Genomic DNA, 19,796 nt, shown 5'->3' with positions numbered 1-19,796 from the left:
GTTAGAATACCGGCCTGTCACGCCGGGGGTCGCGGGTTCGAGTCCCGTCCGCTCCGCCACTAATTTGAAGGCCTTCCTGAATGGGAAGGCCTTTTTGCTATGGGCGATCTTGCCCATAAGTCCCAGAGATTTGTACGCAAGAACCAACACAAAGCCCGGTTTCATAACAGGGCTTTTGTATTTTTAGCGCGTTAAACCACCAATATCTGGCTTTTCTCTGCCAAGTAAGAGTGCCAGATAGCCGATTATTTCCACCATTTTCTGGCTATATCCGAGCCCTATCAGTTTCATTCACAGTAATTTGAACGACCCTGCAGGTGGCCAAATCAGCCTTCTGCCGCTTGCTGAGCTTGCTGACTACAGGGCAGTTCCATATTGACCACCCCCTCTTCCATCTGCACATCGATCTTGAAGCCCAGCAGCTTGGCTAGGTTGGGAATACCGAGATTGCCGTATTAATCAGGTATCGTTCAAGCAAAGAGGCCTTCCCGACGGGAAGGCCTCTTTGTTTTATCTATCAGCTGATTAGCATCACTCGGTCTATTTATCAGGGCTTCTCTTTGTTGCCAATGCTCAGGCCGAGCTTGATGGAGAGGGCTGCCAGTAGCAGCAGCATCATGATCAGGGAGAAGAAGTTGCTGCCAAGCTCCGGGTATTGCACCTTGAGCAGTGCGGAGTGGCCGAAGACACCGATAAAGAAGCAGAGCAGGGTGCAGATGGGGGTGTTGCCCACCATGGGTTCATGGCGATAGTGCTGGAACAGCTGATAGGCCGCCAGCCAGAGGGCAATCAGTGGGAAGAAGGAGAAAGGCACAACCGAGTTGGTCAGCACGGCCAGAGAGGCATCGCCACAGATACCAATCAGCATGGCCATGGCGAGCGGTTTTTTCGGGATCATAAGCTGTTCAGTCATATCGTTCTCCATCCTGTGGTCATGGGTGAGGTTCACGGCGCTTCTGGTTTTGTACCTCGGCGCCCATGGCGATCATCCGCAGTTGGCGAATTGTTCGGTCGGAGAGTGCCCGGCACTCTTCGCTGGTCATGTCGAGCGCATCGGCACCGGCACTGAAGACGATGGTGACCATGGCTTCTGCCTGGATGTAGGCATCTTCCCGTGGTGCTTCTGTAGTGGCTTCCAGATAATCGGTCAGCTCGGCAATGAAGTGCTGGATTTCGCGAGCCACCGCCTGACGAAAGGCGGCCGAGGTGCCGGAGCGTTCCCGCAGCAGCAGCCGGAAGATGTTGGGGTTGTTCTCGACGAACTCCATAAAGGTCTGCACCGAGGTGCTGATGACACTGCCACCACCGGCAATGCGCTGGCGTGCTTGGCGCATCAGTTGGCGCAGGGTGAGACCTCCTTCGTCAACCAGGGTCAGGCCCAGTTCCTCCATATCGCGAAAGTGGCGATAGAAAGAGGTAGGAGCGATACCCGCTTCACGAGCGACTTCCCGCAGGCTGAGATTGGAGAAACTCCGATTGGCGCACAGTTGGCTGAATGCAGCATCGATCAATGTACGCCGGGTTTTTTCTTTTTGTTGAGCGCGAATACCCACGAAATCAGTCACCTTCAGCTTATTGAGGCCAAATGATAACCCGAAGGCGCCTCAGGGTCAGGTTTGTATCCTACTTTTTTACCATTGACCGTGAGGAAATCACCATAGAAAATGGCTAACAGCTGTTCGCTGAAAGGATGCAATGAGATGGCCAGACCCCCCATTATTTTGACCAATACCCTGCTGTTTTCTCTCTCCGGGATAGTGGCGTTGATTGTCGTACCCTGGTACGGCATGAGCCACGGTTACGATCTCTGGCAGTGGGCCAGTTTCCTGTTGTTGTTCTGCCTGAGTGGTCTCTCCATCACCGCAGGCTATCACCGGCTCTGGTCGCACAAGGCCTACAAGGCGCACCCCGCTTTGCAGTGGTTGTTTGCTATCGGCGGTGCGTTGGCGCTGCAGAATTCGGCCCTGCACTGGTCGGCCGATCACCGCCGTCACCATCGTCATGTGGATGACAACGATAAAGACCCCTACAGCGCGGGGCGTGGCTTCTGGTATTCCCACATCGGCTGGATGTTGCGGGAGCATCAAGGAGATCGCTATGGCGATTACAGCAATGTGCGGGATCTGCAGAACAACCCGGTGGTCGCGTTTCAGCACCGTCACTATCTGACGCTGGCACTGGCGGCCAATCTGGGGCTGCCGCTGCTGCTTGGCCTGTGGCACGGGGATATGCTCGGCATGTTGCTGTTGGCGGGCGTGCTGCGGATGGTGATGACTCACCACACCACCTTCTTCATCAACTCGCTGGCCCACATCTGGGGCAGTCAGCCCTATACCGATCGCAATACCGCTCGCGATAACGGCATCCTGGCTTTTTTCACCTTTGGCGAGGGGTACCACAACTTTCACCACCTGTTCGAGAATGACTACCGCAACGGCATTCACTGGTGGCAGTTCGATCCGACCAAGTGGTTGATCCGGCTCGCCTCCTGGTGTGGTCTGGCGGGGGATCTCAGATCCTCGCCGGAGGAGCGTATCGAACAAGCCCGGCTGCAGATGCAGCTGAAACGGGCACAAGCCAAGTTGCGCAAGCAGGAAGATCGCGAACTGTGGCAAGCGCTGCTGCAGGAGGAGTACGACAAGTTGAGCCAGCAGTTGCAACACTATTACGCCAGTCGCAAGCGGCTGCTGGAGCTGCGCAAGCGCAAGGCGCTGGCGCGCTATGACCGCCTCAAGCTGCAACTGGAGTACCGGGCCCTGCGGGACGGCTTCATCGCTGGTAAACGCAACTGGAGTCGTTTGCTGGCAGGTATTGCATGATGCCGCCCGGTTATCACAGAGACTAAAAGAGAAGACCGCCTGCTGGCGGTCTTCTCTTTTATGATTCAACTCAAGCTAGTTGGCTTGGCTCTGCTGTTGCTGCAATTGATCCAGTGCCTGTTGCTCCTGCTGGCTAAGACCCAGTTGTTCACAGGCCTGCTCAAAGCTGATCCCCAGATGGCACATCATGATATCCAATAACGGTAGGGCTTAGTTGGCTTGGCTCTGCTGTTGCTGCAGCTGATCCAATGCCTGTTGCTCCTGCTGGCTGAGACCCAGTTGTTCGCAGGCCTGCTCAAAGCTGATCCCCAGATGGCACATCATGATATCGATGGCGGGCAGATAGTTCTTCATAGCTTCTTCCATGGTGATCCTCCAGACCCGTCACTTATGCCCTGAACCACTCGGTGCGGCAATTAGACTTTAGGCTTAGTCTGTCCATTTGATAAGCACCCCTGCCACTGGGGGAGGGAATTTGTTACCCTGCACCATGATAAAAACGGTTGCCGTATGACTGCGAGCAACAGGTGAGGAGCAGGGCATGTTATTGAGTTTCTTGATCATCGCTTCAGGTTGGTGGCACATCCGTGCTGCCTACGGTTCAGACAGCCGCCAGTTCTATATCAGCAAGCCACTGACCATGTTGCTTATCATCGCGTTGGCGTTCGGCTACCAGAGTTATGACCACGACGGTTCCCACGCCTGGATCCTGCTTGGCCTCTGCCTCTCGCTGGCGGGCGATGTGCTGCTGATGTTGCCAAGCGATCGCTTCATTCAGGGGTTGGCGGCATTTCTTGTCGCGCATCTCTGCTATATCGTCGGTTTTGCCCAAGGGCCATTGCTGCTCAATCTGGTGGATGGTTTGCTGCTGTTGCTGATCGCCGGCATGGTATTCGGCCTGTTGTGGGGCAAGCTTGGGGAGATGCGGATCCCGGTCTTCTGCTACATGCTGGTGATCATCGGCATGGCCTGGGTGGCCGCCGGTGCCTGGCACGCCTCTCTCACTGCCGGTTCTGCCGCCGCTCTGGTTGGGGCGCTGATGTTCCTCTTCTCCGACAGCATGCTGGCGCTCGATCGCTTCCGCCACCCCTTTCCCCATGCCCGCGCCTGGGTGATGAGCAGCTACTTCGCGGCGCAATTCCTGATTGCGGGGTCGCTGGCGGGATAACGTCTTCTGGTTGAGTGCAGGTAACAAATAACGAAAAACGGGCATTAGCCCGTTTTTCGTTTTATGCCCGGCGTTGTTTCACGCCTCTAGCGGTTCGGCATCCGCAGCCCGTGGGGCGGGGGATTTGAGCAACAGCATCAGGCCGCTGGCGACCAGCAGGAAGATCCCCATGATGTAGAACACCTGGTTGTAGGCCATGATGGCTGCTTCCCGGTTGATGGTGTTGGCCAGCATGGCGTGGGCTTGCTGCTGAGCAATCTCGGGGCCTGAACCCTGCGCCATCATGCTCTGGGCCAGTTGCAGCAGATAGCTCTGCCCCTCGATACTGCTGGCGGCCAGAGTGCTGCCAATTTGCAGCACGTGGGTGCGGGTATCGTTGTCGAGCAGGGTCGCGATGATGGCGATACCGAACGCACCACCCAGGTTGCGCAGCACGTTGAGCAGGGTCGAGGAGGAGGGGATCTCGTCGTGGCTCAGGCTGGCGGTGGCGACCAGGGAGAGCGGCACCATGATGAAGGGCTGCCCCAGCGCCCGCACGATAAGCGACTGGATCAGCTGCGGCCCGGCGTAGTCGGCACTCATGTTGACGTTCATAAAGCAGCTGACGGCGAAGATCAGGAAGCCGAAGCTCACCAGATAGCGCGGGTCTATCTTGTGGGTCAGTTTGGGCACCAGCGGCAGCACCAGCAGTTGCGGTAGCCCCATCCACATCAGTACCTCGCCGATTTCCAGCGCGTTGTAGTTGTGGATCTGGGTCATGTAGAGCGGCAACACATAGATAGATCCCATCAGCGCCATGCCGAGGATCAGATAGGCGAAGCAGGCCAGCGCGAAGCGCGGGTTGTGCAGCAGTCGCAGATTGACCAGCGGGTGACGGCGGATCAGCTGGCTGATGACGAAGAACACCAGCGCTACCGCCGAGATGACCGCCAGTCGCACGATGAAGCTTGAGCCGAACCAGTCCTCCCGGTTGCCCTCTTCCAGTACCACCTCCAGCAAGCCGAGGCCAAGCGCCATGGTGACAATCCCGATGAGATCCACCCGCTTGATCACGGCCCAGTCCACCGGTTTTTTATCAAGCCCGTGGGCCAGCATGGCCATCACCAGCAATCCTGGCGGCACGTTGAGATAGAAGATGTAGTGCCACGACATCTGCTCGGTGAGCCAGCCGCCGAGGGTCGGACCGATGGCAGGAGCGAAGGTGGCACAGAGACCGAACAGCGCCATGCCGGTGGCCCGCTTTTGTAGCGGCAACAGGGTGACGATGAGGGAGAAGGCCATCGGGATCAGCGCCCCGCCGGTGAAGCCTTGCAGCGCCCGGAAGACGATCATGCTGGTGAGGTTCCAGCTGAACGAACAGAGCACGGAGGCGGCGATAAAGGCGCCGGTGGTCCAGAGCAGGTAGCGGCGCACGCTCAACCCCCGGCTCAACCAGCCGCTCAGGGGGATGGCGATCATCTCCGCCACCAGATAGGAGGTGGAGATCCAGGAGCTTTCGCTCAGGGTGGCCGACAGGGCCCCCTGAATATCCTTCAGAGAGGCATTGGTGATCTGGATATCGAGGATGGCCATGAAGGCGCCGATAAGGCCCCCCATGACCGCGATCCAGTTGCGACGTGGAATGGGTTCCATCAGTTGGCAGCCACCACGGGCTCAGGAGTGCGGGTATCCACGATCACTTCGGTGGAGAGACCCGGCAGCAGCTTGCCTGCCAGCGGGCCCGGCTCGGGGATGCGGATCTTGACCGGTACCCGCTGCACGATTTTGGTGAAGTTGCCGGTGGCATTCTCCGGCGGCAGCAGAGCGAACTTGGCGCCGGTCGCCGGAGCCAGGCTGTCGATGATCCCCTCGACCGGTTGATCCGGGTAGGCATCGAGCACCACTTCGACCTTCTGGCCCGGCTGCATATGGGCGAGCTGGGTCTCCTTGAAGTTGGCCTCGACCCACACTTGCTGCAGCGGCACCAGGCTGGCGACCTGCATGCCGGACTGGACGTAGAGCCCTTCCCGCAGGCTGCGCTTGCCGATGATGCCATCGGCCGGTGCCCGCAGTTCGGTGTAGCCGAGCTCCAGCTTGGCCTGCTCCAGTTGCGCTTCGCTCAACGCCAGCTTGGCCAGATTCTGTTTGCGCTCGGCATCCAGTACCAGCAGTCGCTCACGGGCCGCTTGCAGGGCGGCTTGGGCCTCTCGGGCTTGCGCCTGATTGACCTGCAGGCCGGCACGCACCTCGTCCAGACTGTCTTGCGAGCTGTAGTGGCGCTGGTTGAGCTGACTGATCCGGTTGACCTGCTGGCTGGCGCGCAGCTGTTCGGCATTGGCGGAGGCGACCTTGGCCTCGGCCTGCTGGATCAGGCTCAGTTGTTGGGTGCGGGTGGCAGCCAGATTTTCGGCCGTCGCCTGATTGAGGCGCAGGTCGGCTTCGGCCTCCGCGACCCTGGTTTTGTATTCGCGATCATCGAGACGAGCGATCAGTTGGCCCGCTTTGACCGGCTGGTTGTCGGTGACCAGCACTTCGCGGATATAGCCGGGCAGCTTGGAGCTGATCCCGGTCACTTCACTTTGCAGATAGGCGTTGTCGGTGCTTTCAAAATAGCGGCCGTGAAGATACCAGTAACCGGCGAACAGCAGACCGAGCAGCGCCAATATCATGGCTGCCAGCAGGGGAATTTTTTTGTGTTGACTCATTTTTGTGATTCCTGAACTTAAGGGGCGCAGGCTAACACTGGTCAACTGTTTCGATTAGTATTGGTTCACGAGATAAACAGTTTCACTGGTGCAACAATGGATCTCAATGCCGCGTTAATTCTGGTGCGTATCGTCGACAAGGGCTCGTTTACGGGGGCTGCCCGCGAGCTGGGGATGACCAAGGCGATGGTCAGCCGCCGCATCGCCGAGCTTGAACAGCGGCTCGGAGTGCGTCTGCTCTATCGTTCTACTCGTCAGCTCACTTTGACCGAGGAGGGGGAGAAGTACTACCTGCACTGCAGCAAGGCGGTCGATGCCCTGACCGAAGCCGAGCTGATGCTGAGCGCCAGCCAGCAGGAGGTGACCGGCACCCTCAAACTGGCGGTGCCCATCGAGACGGGGCAACTGGTGGTCGGGCGCTTGGTCGCCAAGTTTTTGCAGGCCTATCCCGCCCTGCAGGTGGAGCTGGAGCTGACCAACCGGGTGGTAGATCCCATCAGCGAAGGGCTGGATGCGGTGGTGCGGATTGGCGACATGAGCGACTCCAATCTGGCGGCGCGCCGACTCTGGAGCACCGGGCGGCTGCTTTGTGCCAGCCCGGACTATCTGGACCGTAGTCCGGTCATCGAGCGGCCGGAGGATCTGGCCAACCACGAGCGGGTGACGGTGAGCAGCGGGTTTCTCGCCTCTCATTGGTGCTTCGAGCTGGATGGCAGAGAGGTGCTGGTTGACCCCCCATCCCGTTTTCGGGTCAATAATATTACCTGTGCCCGGGAGGCGGCAAAGGCGGGGCTGGGGTTGGCCTCGTTACCCGCTATGCTCTGTCAGGATGAGCTGGCCAGCGGCGAGCTGGTGATCCTGCTGCCAGAGTGGCAGCAACCCAGGGTGCCGATTTATTTGCTGTTTCCGGAGCGGCAACTGATGCCGCGCAAGTTGCGGGCATTCATCGATTTCATGATTGAGAACGGCGCCGAGTTTGGCATCGACAAGTTGTTGTAAGGGGGAGCTATGGATAACTGGATCAATCTCTATCGCGCCTCACACACCCTGGAGGCACACGCGTTGAAAGGGGCGCTGGAGGCGGAAGGGGTGCTGGTGCGCCTCAATGGCGAGGGGCTGTCAGGCGCCCTTGGCGAGCTGCCGGTCGACATGTTGCAGGTGACCCTGATGGTGCGGGCCGAGGATCGCAGCAAGGCAGGACGGGTCATCGAGCGTTACCAGCAGCGTCAGGGTAATGGCTGGCTGTGCGGCCAGTGCGGGGAGGAGAACGGCGCCAACTTCGACGTCTGCTGGCGCTGTCACCACGATCCCCACGACAGCTGAGCTTTCTTCCGCTAGCGCGGCGGGAACTCGATATCTTCCCCTGCGCTGGCATCGTGATAGGTCGCCAGATCCAGCTCGTTTTCGCTGCGGGCGATCAGCACCGACACCAGAATATCCCCCGATACGTTGACCGTGGTGCGCGCCATGTCGAGGATCCGGTCAATGCCCGCAATCAGTGCCACCCCTTCCAGCGGCAAGCCCACCGCCGTCAGGGTCAGGGTCAGCAGCATCAACCCGGTACCCGGGGTACCTGCCGTACCGATACTGGCCAGGGTGGCGATGCTGATGATGGTCAGATAATCGACCATGTGCAGATCCACACCGAATGCTTGAGCCACGAACAGCGCAGTCACTCCCTGATAGAGGGCGGTGCCATCCATGTTGATGGTGGCGCCGATGGGCAGCACCTTGGCGGTGATGGCGGGAGAGACTCCCAGCCGCTTCTCGGCGCAGGCCAGACTGATGGGCAGGGTGGAGTTACTGGAGCTGCTGGTGAAGGCCACCGCCTGAGCGTCAACGATGCTCTTGAAGTAGTGCAGCGGATTGAGCCGTGCCAGCAGGAGCAGCAGGGTGCTGTAGACCCCGAGCACGTGCAGCAGGCAGCCGAGGTAGACGGCGCCGATCACCTTGAGCAGCGGCAGCAGCAGGTCGAGACCGTACTTGCCGGTCATCCAGGCCATCAGGGCGCAGACACCGTAAGGGGCGAGCGCCATCACCATCTGGGTCAGTTTGAACATCCCCTCGGCCAGCGAGGTGAAGAAGAGGATGGCGGGGCGGCCACGGCGACCGCTGGCATTGAGGGCGACCGCCAGCGCCACCGCAAAGACGATCACTTGCAGGATCTTGCCATCCACCATCGCATGTACCGGGTTACTCGGCACCAGATGGCTCAGCACGCTGGCCAGGGTGGGTGGTTCCGACATACCGACCCGCTCATAGGGGCCCATGTCGGCACCCATGCCGGGCTCCAGCAGCCAGCCCATCATCAGGCCGATGCAGATGGCGATGGCGGTGGAGCAGAAGTAGAGACAGATCGCCTTGCTGCCGATGCGATCGAGGGCCTTGCCCTTGAGCAGCGAGGTGAGACCGGCGATGACCGAGCAGAAAATGAGGGGCACCATCAGCATCTGGATGGTGTTGACGAACAGGACGCCAAGGGGCTTGAGCAACAGGGCTTGCTCTTCAAAGCCGACGCCCAGACCCACCCCTGTCAGCATGCCGATCAGGGTCTTGAGCCAGAGTGGTCGGCGGGTCCAGATCTGCCAGGGCTTGAGAGCCTCTCCATGGAACAGCATGACGCCAATATCCTTATACATTGTCTGCAATGGCCAAAAAGGGGCGCCAGTGTAGCGATCCCTGACGCGGGTTGCCACATTATCGACAAAGCGGTGGCGGTGACCACTCCCCTGACCAGGAAATGCGCAATTTATTGGCCTATATCAAGATCCCTCCGGGCGGGGAGATATTTAATTGGCATTAAATATGTTCATTATTGAGGTGAGAGATGTCGCAATCGGTTCATGGTCACGAAGTGATGGAGATGATGTTGGCACAAGGGGGGCAATTTACCCGTGCCAGCCTGAAACAGGCGATGGCCGAGCGGTTCGGTGCCGAGGCCCGTTTTCATACCTGCAGCGCCAGCGAGATGGATGCAGAAGCGCTGATCGACTTTCTGGCCGCCCGCGGCAAATTCATCGACTCGGCCGAGGGTTTCCAGACCCGCGCCGACAAGATCTGCAACCACGGTTAATCCCGCTGCGAGCGCATCATGGCGCTCGCTCAATTCTTCGCCCTTTGCTATATTTCGCCCCCTCTCTTTTCCCTATTCAGGGCGTAGCCCGGGCGTTGTATGGATACTTTCTCTGCCGCAGTCATGCTGTTTCTGATCATGGACCCGCTGGGCAACCTGCCGGTCTTCCTCTCTATCCTGCGTCATATCGATCCCAAGCGACGTCGCAAGGTGATGGTGCGCGAGCTGCTCTTCTCGCTGGCCATCATGATGCTGTTCCTGTTCGTCGGTCAGCAGATCCTCGGCTTCCTCAACCTGCGGCAGGAGGCGGTCAGCATTGCGGGGGGCATTATCCTGTTCCTGATTGCCATCAAGATGATCTTCCCGAGTGAAGGGGGCGTGACCGGGCTGGCGGCGGGCGAGGAGCCCTTCCTGGTGCCGATGGCGATCCCGATGATTGCCGGCCCCTCGATCCTCGCCTCCTTGATGCTGCTGGCCAATCAGGAGCCGACCCGGATGGTGGACTGGTCGCTGGCACTCTTTCTGGCCTGGGCTGCCAGCGCGGTGATCTTGATGTTCTACGAGGTATTCAACAAGCTGCTGGGTGAGCGGGGACTCACTGCGGTGGAGCGGCTGATGGGTATGCTGCTGGTGATGATCTCGGTCCAGATGCTGCTGGACGGGGTACATCACTATCTGGCAGTGACCGGTCAGGGCTGAGCGGTTTACATCTTGAAGTGAATGAAACGGGGCTACGCAGAGCCCCGTTCTTTTTTGTTGCCGAGAAGGCGTGCCGTCACCCGTGAGTGGTCGCTGCAGGTTCCAGTTTGCTCATGATGAGGGAGAGCAGCAGCTCCCGCAGCCAGCGGTGGCCCGGATCCTCGCTGTGACGCTGATGCCAGATGAGCAGATGGGAGATGCTGTCCAACCCGATGGGCAGCGGCAGCTGCAACAGCGGATAGACCTGGGTAGCGTGGCGGGCATAGAGCCTGGAGAGGGTCACTATCATGTCGGAGTGCATCCCCATCCGCAGCGCCGCCTCGAAGGAGGGCACGGTTGCCTCGATACGCCGGTAGAGATCCTGCTCCGCCAGCTTGTGATCCAGCATCCAGCGGTCCCGCCCCTCGCAGTAAGTCTGCACATGGGGATAGCTGAGGTAGTGCTCCAGATTCCAGTTGGGCTCTCGCAGCGCAGGGTGGTGCTGCTGCACCAGACAGGTGAGATCATCGACCGCCAGCACTCGCTGACAGATGCTGTCGGGCAGGGTATCGAGCCGATAATCGGAGCTGATGCAGTTCTCCCGCACCGCGAAGGCGATGTCCACCTGACCCTGACTCATCTCGGTCAGACTGTTTTCGGTCCACTCCTCGTAACGCAAGCGGATCCTTGGTGCCTGCCGCTTCAGCTCGCTCAGGTAGAGCGGGGCAAACAGGGTGAAGGCGCTGTCCATGCTGGCGATGACGAACTCTCGCTCGGAGCTGGCGGGGTCGAACTCGGGCGGCTGGATCAGGTTATCCAGCGACAGCAGGATGGGTTGCAACTGCTGCTGCAGTGCAAGGGCACGGCCGGTGGGTTCCAGTCCGTAGGCAGAGCGGATGAAGAGGGGATCATTGAAGGTATCGCGCAGACGGCCGAGGGCTTTACTGACCGCGGACTGGCTCAGATGAAGGCGGCGTGCCGCCTTGCTGCCGTTGCGCTCCTCCAGCAGTACCTGCAGGATAATCAGCAAATTGAGGTCGATGCGACCCAGTTGTTCCAGCAGCATGATATGAATCCTCTTCAATTCTAAGATGAATTTATACCATTTGTTTTCATATCTTGGCGATCTTATCCTCGAATGGTCTCAGGTTCGCATGAACCACTGGTACAGGATGTAGCGGTTGAGGGGACATGTAGCACAATCAATATGGCGACCTTTGGGTCGCCCTATTTTTTGGCTATGATTTATTTGCTCACTTGCACCTGCCTTGATTTTGCCCAACAATCCCTGCGCTCTATTTTGATACAAGTAACAGATATCTCTTTGTGAGGGAGTATCCCTATGGGACTCGGTGGAATTCATATCTGGCATATGCTGATCCTCTTGCTGGTCGTTGTGCTGGTCTTCGGCAGCAAGCGTCTTGCCAGTGCAGGTGAGGATCTGGGTACTGCCATCAAAGATTTTCGCAAGGCGATGCGTGACGACGCAAATCATCCGAAATAAGCAGTAGGAGTAGAAAATGTCTGTAGACGAGAAAGTTGAACTGAACGAAACCTGTGACAGCTGCGGCTGTTTTGCCGAGATCGGCACCATCATCGGCGAAGGCGACGATGTGATGGATCTGGTGATTCAAGCCGCGGCCGAGGCGGATGCCCGCGCCAAGCTGGCTGCCTATGAAGCACTGGCCAAACAGGTCACTGCCGAAGCTCAAGTGAGCAGCGAACTGACCCAGGGCGCCAACGGCGTGATCCTGAAAGCCCGCCTGCAATTCACCTGCACCGCTGAAAAACTGATTTTCGAAATGCGGGCCCGCTCTATCTGAGTTGTCTGATAACGCGGCAGGTTTGCCTGCCGTGTTGACCCTTCTGCTGTGGGTCGGCGTTCTATAGTTACTCTATCCCACAGACGTTTTGCCCGGCGCGAGTCGGCCAACAGAAGGCGTAAACATCATGACGCAGCGATGGATCTCTGCCCCCAATCCCACCCTCTATCGTGATCCGTGCTGCCAACAGGCAGCAGGCGTGACCTCAGCACAGGGGCAGCCATCGTGATGCGACGCTGGATCTGGGCGCTGCTGGCCCTCTGCTGTTTTCCCCTGCTGGCGGCTGAACTCAAGCCACAGCGTCTGCCCCAACCCGGTGACCTCGAAAGTATTCTGCAAAAGCGCGAACTCAGGGCGCTGGTGGTCTATGAGCGCGGCTTCTATTTTCTCGATCGCGGCGCCCAGTACGGCATTCTGGTCAATCAGCTGCAAGGGTTCGAACGCTGGCTGAACAAGACCTATCTCGCCAAAGAGAAGGTCAAACTCAAGGTGGTCTACATCCCGGTGCGCCAAGACAAGCTGCTGGACTATCTGACCGAAGGGCGTGGCGATCTGGTGGCGGCAACCATGACGGTGACCCCGACCCGGCGTGAACAGGTAGCCTTCTCCCGGCCGCTCATTTCATTCATTGAGGAGTGGGTGGTAAGCCAGCAGAGCCTGCCCGCCTTCAGTCGTATTACCCAGCTCTCCGGCAGGCGGGTCTGGGTGCGCGCCAGCTCCAGCTACTACGAGAGTCTGCGTCAGCTCAACTGGCTGTTTCGCGAGCTGGGGCTGCCCCCCGTCTATATCGAGACGGTGCCCGAATACCTGCAGGATGGCGATCTGCTGGAGATGGTGGCCGCCGGCATTATTCCCCTGACGGTGACTGACAGCTACAAGGGGCGGATCTGGCTGGGTGGCATGATCTCCGGCCTCAAGGCCCACAAGCTGATCCCCCTGCGCAGCAACGGCACCAGCGCCTGGGCGCTACGCAAGAACAGCCCCGAGCTGCTCAAGGCGGTCAATGGCTATCTGGCGAGTGTCAGCCGCAACAGCCTTTACAGCGACATGACCCTGCGCCGGCTGCTGGTTCGCAGCGATCAGATGAGCAATATCCTGGCGCCGGATCCTATGGGGCGCCTCGCGACCATTCGCAAGGTGCTGGAGAAGTACGCCAATCAATACGATCTCGACTGGTTGATGCTGGCGGCGCTTGGCTACAAGGAGTCCGGCCTCAATCCCAAGGCACGCTCGCCCAAGGGGGCAGTGGGCCTCATGCAACTGCTGCCCAGCACAGGGCGGGAAGTCGGCATCAACGGCGCCAGACTCACCACGCTGGAGGGAAATGTGGAGGCCGCCTGCCGCTACATGCGGTTGATCCTCGATACCTACTTCAATGATCCCAAGCTGGATCGGCTCAACCGCCACCTGTTTGCCCTCGCCGCCTACAACGCCGGGCCAAACCGGGTGCAGGCGCTGCGAGGCAAGGCGGAGAAGCTGGGGCTCGATCCCAACGTCTGGTTCGGCAACGTGGATCAGCTGGTGGCCAACGAAGTCGGACAGGGGCCGATCAACTATGTCGGCACCATCTACAAGTACTACGTGGCCTATCGTTTCAGCCTGCCCCAGATCGAGGGCAAGGCTGCCGCTATCGAAGCGGCTCAGCCCTGAGCCGGTTGACCGGCAGGGTCGCCTGCACGGTCGGCAATTGCCAGCCACCGTCCCTGTGTTGCAAAAACCAGTGAGCAGGGCCGGTGGCCGGGATGAGATCTGGCTGGCTGAGCTGGCCCAGATAGCGCAACATCGGGGTATCATGCAGTTCCATCAGCAACTCCTTTTGAATATGTGAAGAGGCTCGCCAGCGTTATGACACCCGGCCATGACAGCAGGATGACACCATGATCCCCGGATCCTTTGCCCTGATCGACGATCCCCTGCTGGCGCTCAAGGTGCGCTGCCACTGGATCCGTCATGCCCGCGAGCGGATCCAGGCGCAGTACTACAGCTGGGAAGAGGACAGCAGCGGCAAGCTGCTGCTGAGCGAGCTGCTCCACGCCGCTCGGCGCGGCGTCAAGGTGCAGCTGCTGGTGGATGATCTCTATGCCGGTGACAACCGCTTTCTGGAAATGGTGGCTCACTACCCGGGGATCGAGGTGCGGCTGTTCAACCCCTTCTGGCTGCGGGGCTGGCGCCCGCTGTCACTGCTGCTGGAGGGGCTGCTCAGCTTTCGCCGCATCAACCACCGGATGCACAACAAGCTGCTGCTGGTGGATGGTAAGCTGGCGCTGATCGGCGGGCGCAACATCGGCGATCGCTACTTCGGTCTGGATCCGCAAGCTCCCTTCGTGGATCTCGATCTCGTCTGTCAGGGGGGCCTGTGTCAGCAGATGGCGCAGGGGTTCGAGCAGTTCTGGCACAGCCGCTGGAGTCATCCCATCCGCCATCTGCTGCGCCGCGAGCTGCTGCCCGCCGAAATAGAGGTGGTCAACGACTTCTTGTTCACCATGACGGATCCGGCGGTGGCCACGGTCTACGATCTGCCTGCGGCGCTGTTTGACGAGCGCGATTTGCCGCTGCAGTGGCATGAAGGGCGGGCCGAGGTGTGGTTCGACCGTCCCGGCAAGGGGCTGATCTCCCGTCCCACCACCGCCCGTCAGCTCTGGCGCCAGCTGGATGACAATCCCGGCTCGCTGGGGTTGGTGACCCCTTACCTCATCCTGACCCGCGGGTTCCGGCACCGTCTGGCGCGGCTGAGCCAGCAGGGGATCGCCATCGACATTCTCACCAACTCGCTGGCCAGCACCGATGTGCCACTGGTCTATGGTGCCTATCAGCGTTATCTCGGCTGGTTGCTGCGCCAAGGGATCCGGGTCGCCGAGTTTGACCATGGCCACGGCAGCCTGCACGCCAAGTTGATCCTGCTGGGGGAGGAGCGGGCGCTGTTCGGCAGCCTCAACCTCGATCCTCGCTCACTCTTTCTCAATACCGAACTGATGCTGCATCTGCACTGCCCGCCGATCTGCGAGGCGCTGCGAACGTGGCTGGCTCACTGGCAGGAGCAGGCGGGTGGATTGCCGCGCAAACCCGAAGGGTGGTCAAGGCGACTGATAGCCCGCCTTAGCGACTGGTTGCCCCTGCGCCGTTGGCTGTGAGGCGGCCATTTTTTGTGCGAGATCTCGCAAAGCCTTGTAAGCCATTGCTGATGCCCTTTGCGGGTGAATAACCATGCATGAACCTATCTTACTGTTTTATAACAATTTGTTGGTGATGATAAGGCTGTTTTTTGTACTCTGATGTGAATGGAATAGGCATAAAAACGTTTTTTATTTTGTTTTTCTGCGTAATATTTCAGTTGCAAGGACAAACACGGCGGCTTGTCTGCCGTGTGGACGAAGGTTGTAACGGGTTGCTGGCCAGTTGCATCGCTGCAATTGGCGCTCACTTCAGATGGGTCGCGAACTATCGGAAAGTGAAACAGAGACCCGGCGCGGCCGGACTCCAATATGGAACATGCTATTTGCGAGGGGGTGACATGGACATGTCACCCCACTTTTTTGGCCGCTCGCCACCGTTTACCTTTTCCATGACTGTTGCTCATCGCAAGAGCCGCAGAGGGCAGGGCAATAAAAAGAGGGCCGCAATAGCGGCCCTCGGTCTCATCTGCCCGGTGGATTAACCGGCCTTGACGCTGCGGCGACGCTGCAGCCAGACGATCACCCCGAACAGCAGGAAGCCCGGGATCCACATCCACTCCTTGGTCCAGCGCTCGGTCGGCGCCTTGACGGTGAGGATCTCCTGATCGAACTCCAGCCCCATGGTGGCGGCCGGGCTGCCAAAGGCGACGTTGTCGATCAGCGTCTTGCCGTCCTGCTCATAGAGACTGAGCCCCAGATTGGCCAGCCGCTCTTCGCCATTTGCCCCATCCGGTACGGCGACCAGCAGGGTGAACTTGCGTGGCTTGCCCACCGCATCTTCACCGAGGATCCGCAGCCGCAGGGTGCTCTCCGCCTCTACTTCACCCATGGTTTGGGCCAGCTGGGCAGGCGGGGTCTCACGATAGGGGTCGTGCACCATGTCCATCCAGAAACCCGGGCGGAACAGGGTAAAGGCGACCAGCAACAGCAGCACGCTCTCGTACCAGCGGCTCTTCACCAGGAACCAGCCCTGAGTGGCGGCGGCGAAGATCAGCATGGCGATGGTCGCCACGATGAAGATCAGCACGCCGTGGGCGAAGTCCACGTCGATCAGCAGCAGGTCGGTGTTGAAGATAAACAGGAACGGCAGCGCTGCGGTACGCAGGCTGTAGTAGAAGGCGGTGATCCCGGTCTTGATGGGATCGCCCTTGGAGACAGCCGCTGCCGCGAAGGAGGCCAGCCCCACAGGCGGCGTCACATCCGCCATGATGCCGAAGTAGAAGACGAACAGGTGCACCGCGATCAGCGGCACGATCAGCCCGTTTTGCTGCCCCAGCGTCACTACCACTGGTGCCAGCAGGCTGGAGACCACGATGTAGTTGGCAGTGGTCGGCAGCCCCATGCCGAGGATCAGGCTCAGCAGGGCGGTGAGCAGCAGCATCAGCAGCAGGTTGCCCATGGAGAGGAACTCCACCAGATCAGCCAGCACCAGACCAACCCCGGTCTGGGAGACCGCACCCACGATAATTCCCGCTGTGGCGGTGGCAATGCCGATACCGATCATGTTGCGGGCACCGGCGACCAGCCCTTCCCGCAGATCCACCACGCCGTCAGCGACGGTGCCGTAGTCGTGCTTGCCGTCCTTGCGCAGCCAGTTGAGCAGCGGGCGCTGAGTCAGCAGGATGATCACCAGCATCACGGTACCCCAGAAGGCCGACAGCCCCGGCGAGAGGCGTTCCACCATCAGGCACCATACCAGTACTACCACCGGCAGCAGGAAGTGCAGGCCGGAGAGCAGCACGGCGCGGGTGTTGGGCAGCTCGGTGAGCGGCTTGTCGGGATCTTCGGCAGGCAGCGGTTCATTGCTGGCGGCGATCTTCAACAGGGCCACATAGGTGGCAGCCAGCAGTACCGAGATCCCCGGCAGGGCGTAGTCACCCAGCGCAGGTTTGAGCCAGCCGAGACCATAGTAGACCGCCAGTGACAGGCCGCTGATGAGGGCCGCGCCAAAGGCAAAACCGGTCAGGCGACGCAGCCAGGGTTTGGGTTGATGGTTGCCGATGGGCTGCATGCCCAGTTTCAGCGCTTCCAGATGGACGATGTAGAGCAGCGCTATATAGGAGATGGCGGCAGGCAGGAAGGCGTGCTTGATGATCTCCACATAGGGGATGCCCACATACTCCACCATCAGGAAGGCGGCGGCCCCCATCACGGGTGGCATGATCTGGCCGTTGACCGAGGAGGCCACTTCGACCGCCCCCGCTTTCTCTGAACTGAAGCCTACCTTCTTCATCATCGGGATGGTGAAGGTGCCGGTGGTCACCACGTTGGCAATCGACGAGCCGGAGATCAGGCCGGTCAGGCCGGAGGCGACCACTGCCGCCTTGGCCGGGCCGCCGCGCAGGTGACCGAGCAGGCTGAAGGCGAGCTGGATAAAGTAGTGACCTGCGCCGGCCCGCTCCAGCAGGGCGCCAAACAGCACGAACAGGAACACGAAGCTGGTGGAGACGCCAAGGGCAATGCCGAACACCCCTTCGGTAGTGATCCACTGGTGGTTGGCCAGCGCGGTAAAGCCTACTCCGCGGTGTGCCAGCAGTCCCGGCATCCAGGGGCCCGCCAGACTGTAGATCAGAAAGACGATGGCGATGACCGCCAGTGCTGGCCCCAGGGCGCGGCGCGCCGCTTCCAGCAGCAGCGGAATGCCGATGCAGGCGGTTACCAGATCGGCGGTGGTGAGGGTGCCGGGACGCAGCGCCAGTGCTTCATACATCACAAACAGGTAAGAGGCGGCGCCAGCAGCGATCAGGCCGAGGGCGATATCGCCGAGGGGAACCCGATCCCGCGGCGAGGAGCGAAATGCCGGGAACACCAGAAAAGCGAGCAACAGGGCAAAGGTGAGGTGAATGGAGCGGGTTTCGGTGTCATTGAGTACGCCAAACCCCACCATGAAGGGGAGTGGCGAGGCGATCCAGAGCTGGAACAGGGACCAGGCCAGCGCCAGTGCGGTGATGAGCCAGCCCATGATGCCCAGCGGCAGGCGAGCGCCCACATCTTGGGCGATCAGTTCCTCGGTAGAGAGTTGTTTATCTTGCATAGGGTTAACTTGTGCCAACGAGTACAACAAGAGCGACACCCGCCCCCGCAATCAGGCGGCAGACGGGTGTCGAAGAGAGTGACAAAGGCCCCGGGGCCTTCAATCAGAGCCAGCCGCGCTCTTTGTAGTAGCGGGCAGCCCCTTCATGCAGCGGTGCAGAGAGACCCACCTTGATCATGTCGGCCTCTTTCAGGTCGGCAAAGGCAGGGTGCAGGCGCTTGAAGCGATCCAGGTTGTCGAACACCGACTTGACCAGCTGATATACCACTTCCGGATCGGTTTTGGCGCTGGTGGAGAGCACCGCTTTGCCACCGATGGAGGGGGTCGGCTTGTCGCTGCCCTTGTAGATGCCGCCCGGGATCTCGGCCTTGCTGTAGTAGCTCTTCTCGGCCAGCAGCTTGTCGATGTCGGCGCCGGTCACAGGTACCAGTACTGCATCTGTGGTGGTGGAGGCTTCCTGAATGGCGCCGTTCGGGTGACCGACGAAGTAGCTCATGGCGTCGATGTTGTTGTCACCGAGGGCGGAGGCCTGTTCGGCCGGCTTCAGCTCGGAGACCAGACCGAAGTCACCCTTCTTCCAGCCTTTGACCGCCATGATCTCTTCCATGGTGTCACGCTGGCCGGAGCCCGGGTTGCCGATATTGACGCGCTTGCCTTTCAGGTCGTCGAAGCTGGCGATCTTGGCATCGCGGCGAGCCAGGATGGTGAACACCTCGCTCTGCAGGGAGAAGACGGCGCGCATGTCGTCCATAGCCTCTTCGGCCTGAAACGGTGGCAGCCCCTTCATCGCCTTGAACTGGTGGTCGGATTGCATGATGCCGAAGTTGAATTCACCGCTGCGGATGCCGTTGACGTTGGCAACACCACCGCCACTGGCCGGGGCGTTGCACTTGATCTGGTGATCGGCGGCGCCGCGATTGAGGAAGCGGCAGATGGACTGGCCAGCGACATAGTAGACGCCGGTCTGACCGCCGGTGCCTATGGTCACGAAGCGCTCCTGCGCTTGTACCGGACCACCGAATGAGACACCGACCAGAGCCGCCGACAGGGCGCATGCCAAAGTTAATCCTTTCATTTTTTCTCCCTTTTCTTTGATTTTGTTTATCCGATCCCCGGATAAATTGATGGCAATCCCGTTCTGCGCCGGGCTTGCCCGCTCTTCTCGTTGCGCGAAAGCGGGGGAGTTGATCACCCCCTTTCCGGCAGTCACCCTCATCCTGTGGTGAGGCTACCGACCTCCTGTCGGTCGAAGATAAATTGGCCCCTGAGGGGCCAAATAAAAAGTTGCAAGCACTCCGATTAAGCACATTCACCCAACATAAATCAAACGAAATGGCAAAATAG

The 19,796-nt window shown here is 59.8% G+C and carries 20 protein-coding genes; 10 read left to right on the top strand and 10 right to left on the bottom strand.

Translation table 11 applies throughout. The features are described 5' to 3' along the window. Positions 1-547: 547 nt before the first annotated feature. Both OKC31_RS14620 and fabR read right to left on the bottom strand, forming a co-directional pair. Positions 548-913: a YijD family membrane protein gene (locus tag OKC31_RS14620; RefSeq protein ID WP_005339919.1), complete on the bottom strand. Its 366-nt coding sequence runs from the start codon at positions 911-913 to the stop codon at positions 548-550. Between the two features lie 19 nt (positions 914-932). After that, entirely contained in the window at positions 933-1,553 is a 621-nt protein-coding gene (fabR, locus tag OKC31_RS14615; RefSeq protein ID WP_005339921.1) for an HTH-type transcriptional repressor FabR, read from the bottom strand. A gap of 147 nt (positions 1,554-1,700) precedes the next feature. Here fabR and OKC31_RS14610 point away from each other — a divergent pair, with 147 nt between their 5' ends. Beyond that, positions 1,701-2,819: a fatty acid desaturase gene (locus OKC31_RS14610; RefSeq protein ID WP_139438688.1), complete on the top strand. Its 1,119-nt coding sequence runs from the start codon at positions 1,701-1,703 to the stop codon at positions 2,817-2,819. A 210-nt stretch (positions 2,820-3,029) separates the two neighbouring features. On the opposite strand, the gene OKC31_RS14605 is transcribed toward OKC31_RS14610, so the two are convergent. After that, positions 3,030-3,185 (bottom strand): hypothetical protein, encoded by a 156-nt coding sequence (locus tag OKC31_RS14605; protein WP_005348505.1) that lies wholly within the window; start codon positions 3,183-3,185, stop codon positions 3,030-3,032. A gap of 175 nt (positions 3,186-3,360) precedes the next feature. Between OKC31_RS14605 and OKC31_RS14600 the strand changes: the two genes are divergently transcribed. Continuing rightward, positions 3,361-3,987 (top strand): lysoplasmalogenase, encoded by a 627-nt coding sequence (locus OKC31_RS14600; RefSeq protein WP_005339927.1) that lies wholly within the window; start codon positions 3,361-3,363, stop codon positions 3,985-3,987. A gap of 78 nt (positions 3,988-4,065) precedes the next feature. On the opposite strand, the gene OKC31_RS14595 is transcribed toward OKC31_RS14600, so the two are convergent. Further along, complete coding sequence (locus OKC31_RS14595) at positions 4,066-5,619, bottom strand: DHA2 family efflux MFS transporter permease subunit (RefSeq protein WP_204382284.1); 1,554 nt, start codon at positions 5,617-5,619, stop codon at positions 4,066-4,068. Then, positions 5,619-6,671, bottom strand: coding sequence for an HlyD family secretion protein (locus OKC31_RS14590; protein ID WP_021231553.1), 1,053 nt, complete (start codon positions 6,669-6,671; stop codon positions 5,619-5,621). The genes OKC31_RS14595 and OKC31_RS14590 overlap by 1 nt, the downstream gene beginning before the upstream one ends. Positions 6,672-6,767: 96 nt before the next feature. Between OKC31_RS14590 and OKC31_RS14585 the strand changes: the two genes are divergently transcribed. Next, positions 6,768-7,670 carry a LysR family transcriptional regulator gene (locus OKC31_RS14585; RefSeq protein WP_247823811.1) on the top strand — a complete coding sequence of 301 codons (903 nt, stop codon included), beginning with the start codon at positions 6,768-6,770 and terminating at the stop codon, positions 7,668-7,670. Positions 7,671-7,679: 9 nt separating this feature from the next. Further along, positions 7,680-7,994, top strand: a complete 315-nt coding sequence (locus OKC31_RS14580; protein WP_005339933.1) for a putative signal transducing protein — start codon at positions 7,680-7,682, stop codon at positions 7,992-7,994. 11 nt (positions 7,995-8,005) lie between these two features. Here OKC31_RS14580 and OKC31_RS14575 read toward each other — a convergent pair whose 3' ends face one another. Then, the gene (locus tag OKC31_RS14575) at positions 8,006-9,289 is read right to left on the bottom strand and encodes a dicarboxylate/amino acid:cation symporter (RefSeq protein ID WP_247823812.1); all 1,284 of its coding nucleotides are present in this window, start codon (positions 9,287-9,289) and stop codon (positions 8,006-8,008) included. 209 nt (positions 9,290-9,498) lie between these two features. Between OKC31_RS14575 and OKC31_RS14570 the strand changes: the two genes are divergently transcribed. Beyond that, positions 9,499-9,744: a YecH family metal-binding protein gene (locus OKC31_RS14570; protein WP_005357633.1), complete on the top strand. Its 246-nt coding sequence runs from the start codon at positions 9,499-9,501 to the stop codon at positions 9,742-9,744. Positions 9,745-9,843: 99 nt separating this feature from the next. Continuing rightward, on the top strand, positions 9,844-10,443 hold the full coding sequence (locus OKC31_RS14565) for a YhgN family NAAT transporter (protein ID WP_013724175.1): 600 nt from the start codon (positions 9,844-9,846) through the stop codon (positions 10,441-10,443). A 76-nt stretch (positions 10,444-10,519) separates the two neighbouring features. Here the strand turns inward: OKC31_RS14565 and OKC31_RS14560 are convergent, their stop codons facing one another. Further along, complete coding sequence (locus tag OKC31_RS14560; RefSeq protein ID WP_005357635.1) at positions 10,520-11,488, bottom strand: LysR family transcriptional regulator; 969 nt, start codon at positions 11,486-11,488, stop codon at positions 10,520-10,522. 276 nt (positions 11,489-11,764) lie between these two features. Here OKC31_RS14560 and tatA point away from each other — a divergent pair, with 276 nt between their 5' ends. The 3 genes from tatA (at position 11,765) to OKC31_RS14545 (ending at position 13,895) form a co-directional block, all read left to right on the top strand. Next, entirely contained in the window at positions 11,765-11,926 is a 162-nt protein-coding gene (tatA, locus tag OKC31_RS14555; RefSeq protein ID WP_005339944.1) for a twin-arginine translocase TatA/TatE family subunit, read from the top strand. Between the two features lie 16 nt (positions 11,927-11,942). After that, the gene (locus OKC31_RS14550; RefSeq protein ID WP_247823813.1) at positions 11,943-12,245 is read left to right on the top strand and encodes a YfcZ/YiiS family protein; all 303 of its coding nucleotides are present in this window, start codon (positions 11,943-11,945) and stop codon (positions 12,243-12,245) included. Between the two features lie 228 nt (positions 12,246-12,473). Continuing rightward, positions 12,474-13,895 carry a lytic transglycosylase F gene (locus OKC31_RS14545; RefSeq protein WP_139732153.1) on the top strand — a complete coding sequence of 474 codons (1,422 nt, stop codon included), beginning with the start codon at positions 12,474-12,476 and terminating at the stop codon, positions 13,893-13,895. Here OKC31_RS14545 and OKC31_RS14540 read toward each other — a convergent pair. After that, positions 13,873-14,049: a hypothetical protein gene (locus tag OKC31_RS14540; RefSeq protein ID WP_005339947.1), complete on the bottom strand. Its 177-nt coding sequence runs from the start codon at positions 14,047-14,049 to the stop codon at positions 13,873-13,875. The genes OKC31_RS14545 and OKC31_RS14540 overlap by 23 nt on opposite strands. 73 nt (positions 14,050-14,122) lie before the next feature. Between OKC31_RS14540 and OKC31_RS14535 the strand changes: the two genes are divergently transcribed. After that, positions 14,123-15,376, top strand: coding sequence for a phospholipase D-like domain-containing protein (locus OKC31_RS14535; RefSeq protein ID WP_270657106.1), 1,254 nt, complete (start codon positions 14,123-14,125; stop codon positions 15,374-15,376). Positions 15,377-15,896: 520 nt separating this feature from the next. On the opposite strand, the gene OKC31_RS14530 is transcribed toward OKC31_RS14535, so the two are convergent. Further along, positions 15,897-18,452, bottom strand: coding sequence for a TRAP transporter permease (locus OKC31_RS14530; RefSeq protein WP_019444684.1), 2,556 nt, complete (start codon positions 18,450-18,452; stop codon positions 15,897-15,899). A gap of 103 nt (positions 18,453-18,555) precedes the next feature. Beyond that, a complete protein-coding gene (locus tag OKC31_RS14525; protein ID WP_270657104.1) occupies positions 18,556-19,527 on the bottom strand; it encodes a TAXI family TRAP transporter solute-binding subunit in 972 nt (323 codons plus the stop codon). Between the last annotated feature and the right edge of the window lie 269 nt (positions 19,528-19,796).

The sequence above is a fragment of the Aeromonas sp. Y293-4 genome (assembly GCF_027705905.1).
Classification (GTDB): domain Bacteria; phylum Pseudomonadota; class Gammaproteobacteria; order Enterobacterales; family Aeromonadaceae; genus Aeromonas; species Aeromonas veronii.
The sequence above is the reverse complement of the archived record's forward strand: the minus strand, read 5'-3'. Positions and strand labels throughout refer to the sequence as shown.

Coding starts and splice junctions, on each gene's coding strand:
- OKC31_RS14525 (WP_270657104.1), bottom strand. CDS start 19,527: ATGAAAGGATTAACTTTGGCATGCGCCCTGTCGGCGGCTCTGGTCGGT.
- OKC31_RS14540 (WP_005339947.1), bottom strand. CDS start 14,049: ATGGAACTGCATGATACCCCGATGTTGCGCTATCTGGGCCAGCTCAGC.
- OKC31_RS14590 (WP_021231553.1), bottom strand. CDS start 6,671: ATGAGTCAACACAAAAAAATTCCCCTGCTGGCAGCCATGATATTGGCG.
- tatA (WP_005339944.1), top strand. CDS start 11,765: ATGGGACTCGGTGGAATTCATATCTGGCATATGCTGATCCTCTTGCTG.
- OKC31_RS14570 (WP_005357633.1), top strand. CDS start 9,499: ATGTCGCAATCGGTTCATGGTCACGAAGTGATGGAGATGATGTTGGCA.
- OKC31_RS14530 (WP_019444684.1), bottom strand. CDS start 18,452: ATGCAAGATAAACAACTCTCTACCGAGGAACTGATCGCCCAAGATGTG.
- OKC31_RS14600 (WP_005339927.1), top strand. CDS start 3,361: ATGTTATTGAGTTTCTTGATCATCGCTTCAGGTTGGTGGCACATCCGT.
- OKC31_RS14610 (WP_139438688.1), top strand. CDS start 1,701: ATGGCCAGACCCCCCATTATTTTGACCAATACCCTGCTGTTTTCTCTC.
- OKC31_RS14605 (WP_005348505.1), bottom strand. CDS start 3,185: ATGGAAGAAGCTATGAAGAACTATCTGCCCGCCATCGATATCATGATG.
- OKC31_RS14545 (WP_139732153.1), top strand. CDS start 12,474: ATGCGACGCTGGATCTGGGCGCTGCTGGCCCTCTGCTGTTTTCCCCTG.
- OKC31_RS14565 (WP_013724175.1), top strand. CDS start 9,844: ATGGATACTTTCTCTGCCGCAGTCATGCTGTTTCTGATCATGGACCCG.
- OKC31_RS14595 (WP_204382284.1), bottom strand. CDS start 5,619: ATGGAACCCATTCCACGTCGCAACTGGATCGCGGTCATGGGGGGCCTT.
- OKC31_RS14585 (WP_247823811.1), top strand. CDS start 6,768: ATGGATCTCAATGCCGCGTTAATTCTGGTGCGTATCGTCGACAAGGGC.
- OKC31_RS14580 (WP_005339933.1), top strand. CDS start 7,680: ATGGATAACTGGATCAATCTCTATCGCGCCTCACACACCCTGGAGGCA.
- OKC31_RS14550 (WP_247823813.1), top strand. CDS start 11,943: ATGTCTGTAGACGAGAAAGTTGAACTGAACGAAACCTGTGACAGCTGC.
- OKC31_RS14575 (WP_247823812.1), bottom strand. CDS start 9,289: ATGCTGTTCCATGGAGAGGCTCTCAAGCCCTGGCAGATCTGGACCCGC.
- OKC31_RS14535 (WP_270657106.1), top strand. CDS start 14,123: ATGATCCCCGGATCCTTTGCCCTGATCGACGATCCCCTGCTGGCGCTC.
- OKC31_RS14620 (WP_005339919.1), bottom strand. CDS start 913: ATGACTGAACAGCTTATGATCCCGAAAAAACCGCTCGCCATGGCCATG.
- OKC31_RS14560 (WP_005357635.1), bottom strand. CDS start 11,488: ATGCTGCTGGAACAACTGGGTCGCATCGACCTCAATTTGCTGATTATC.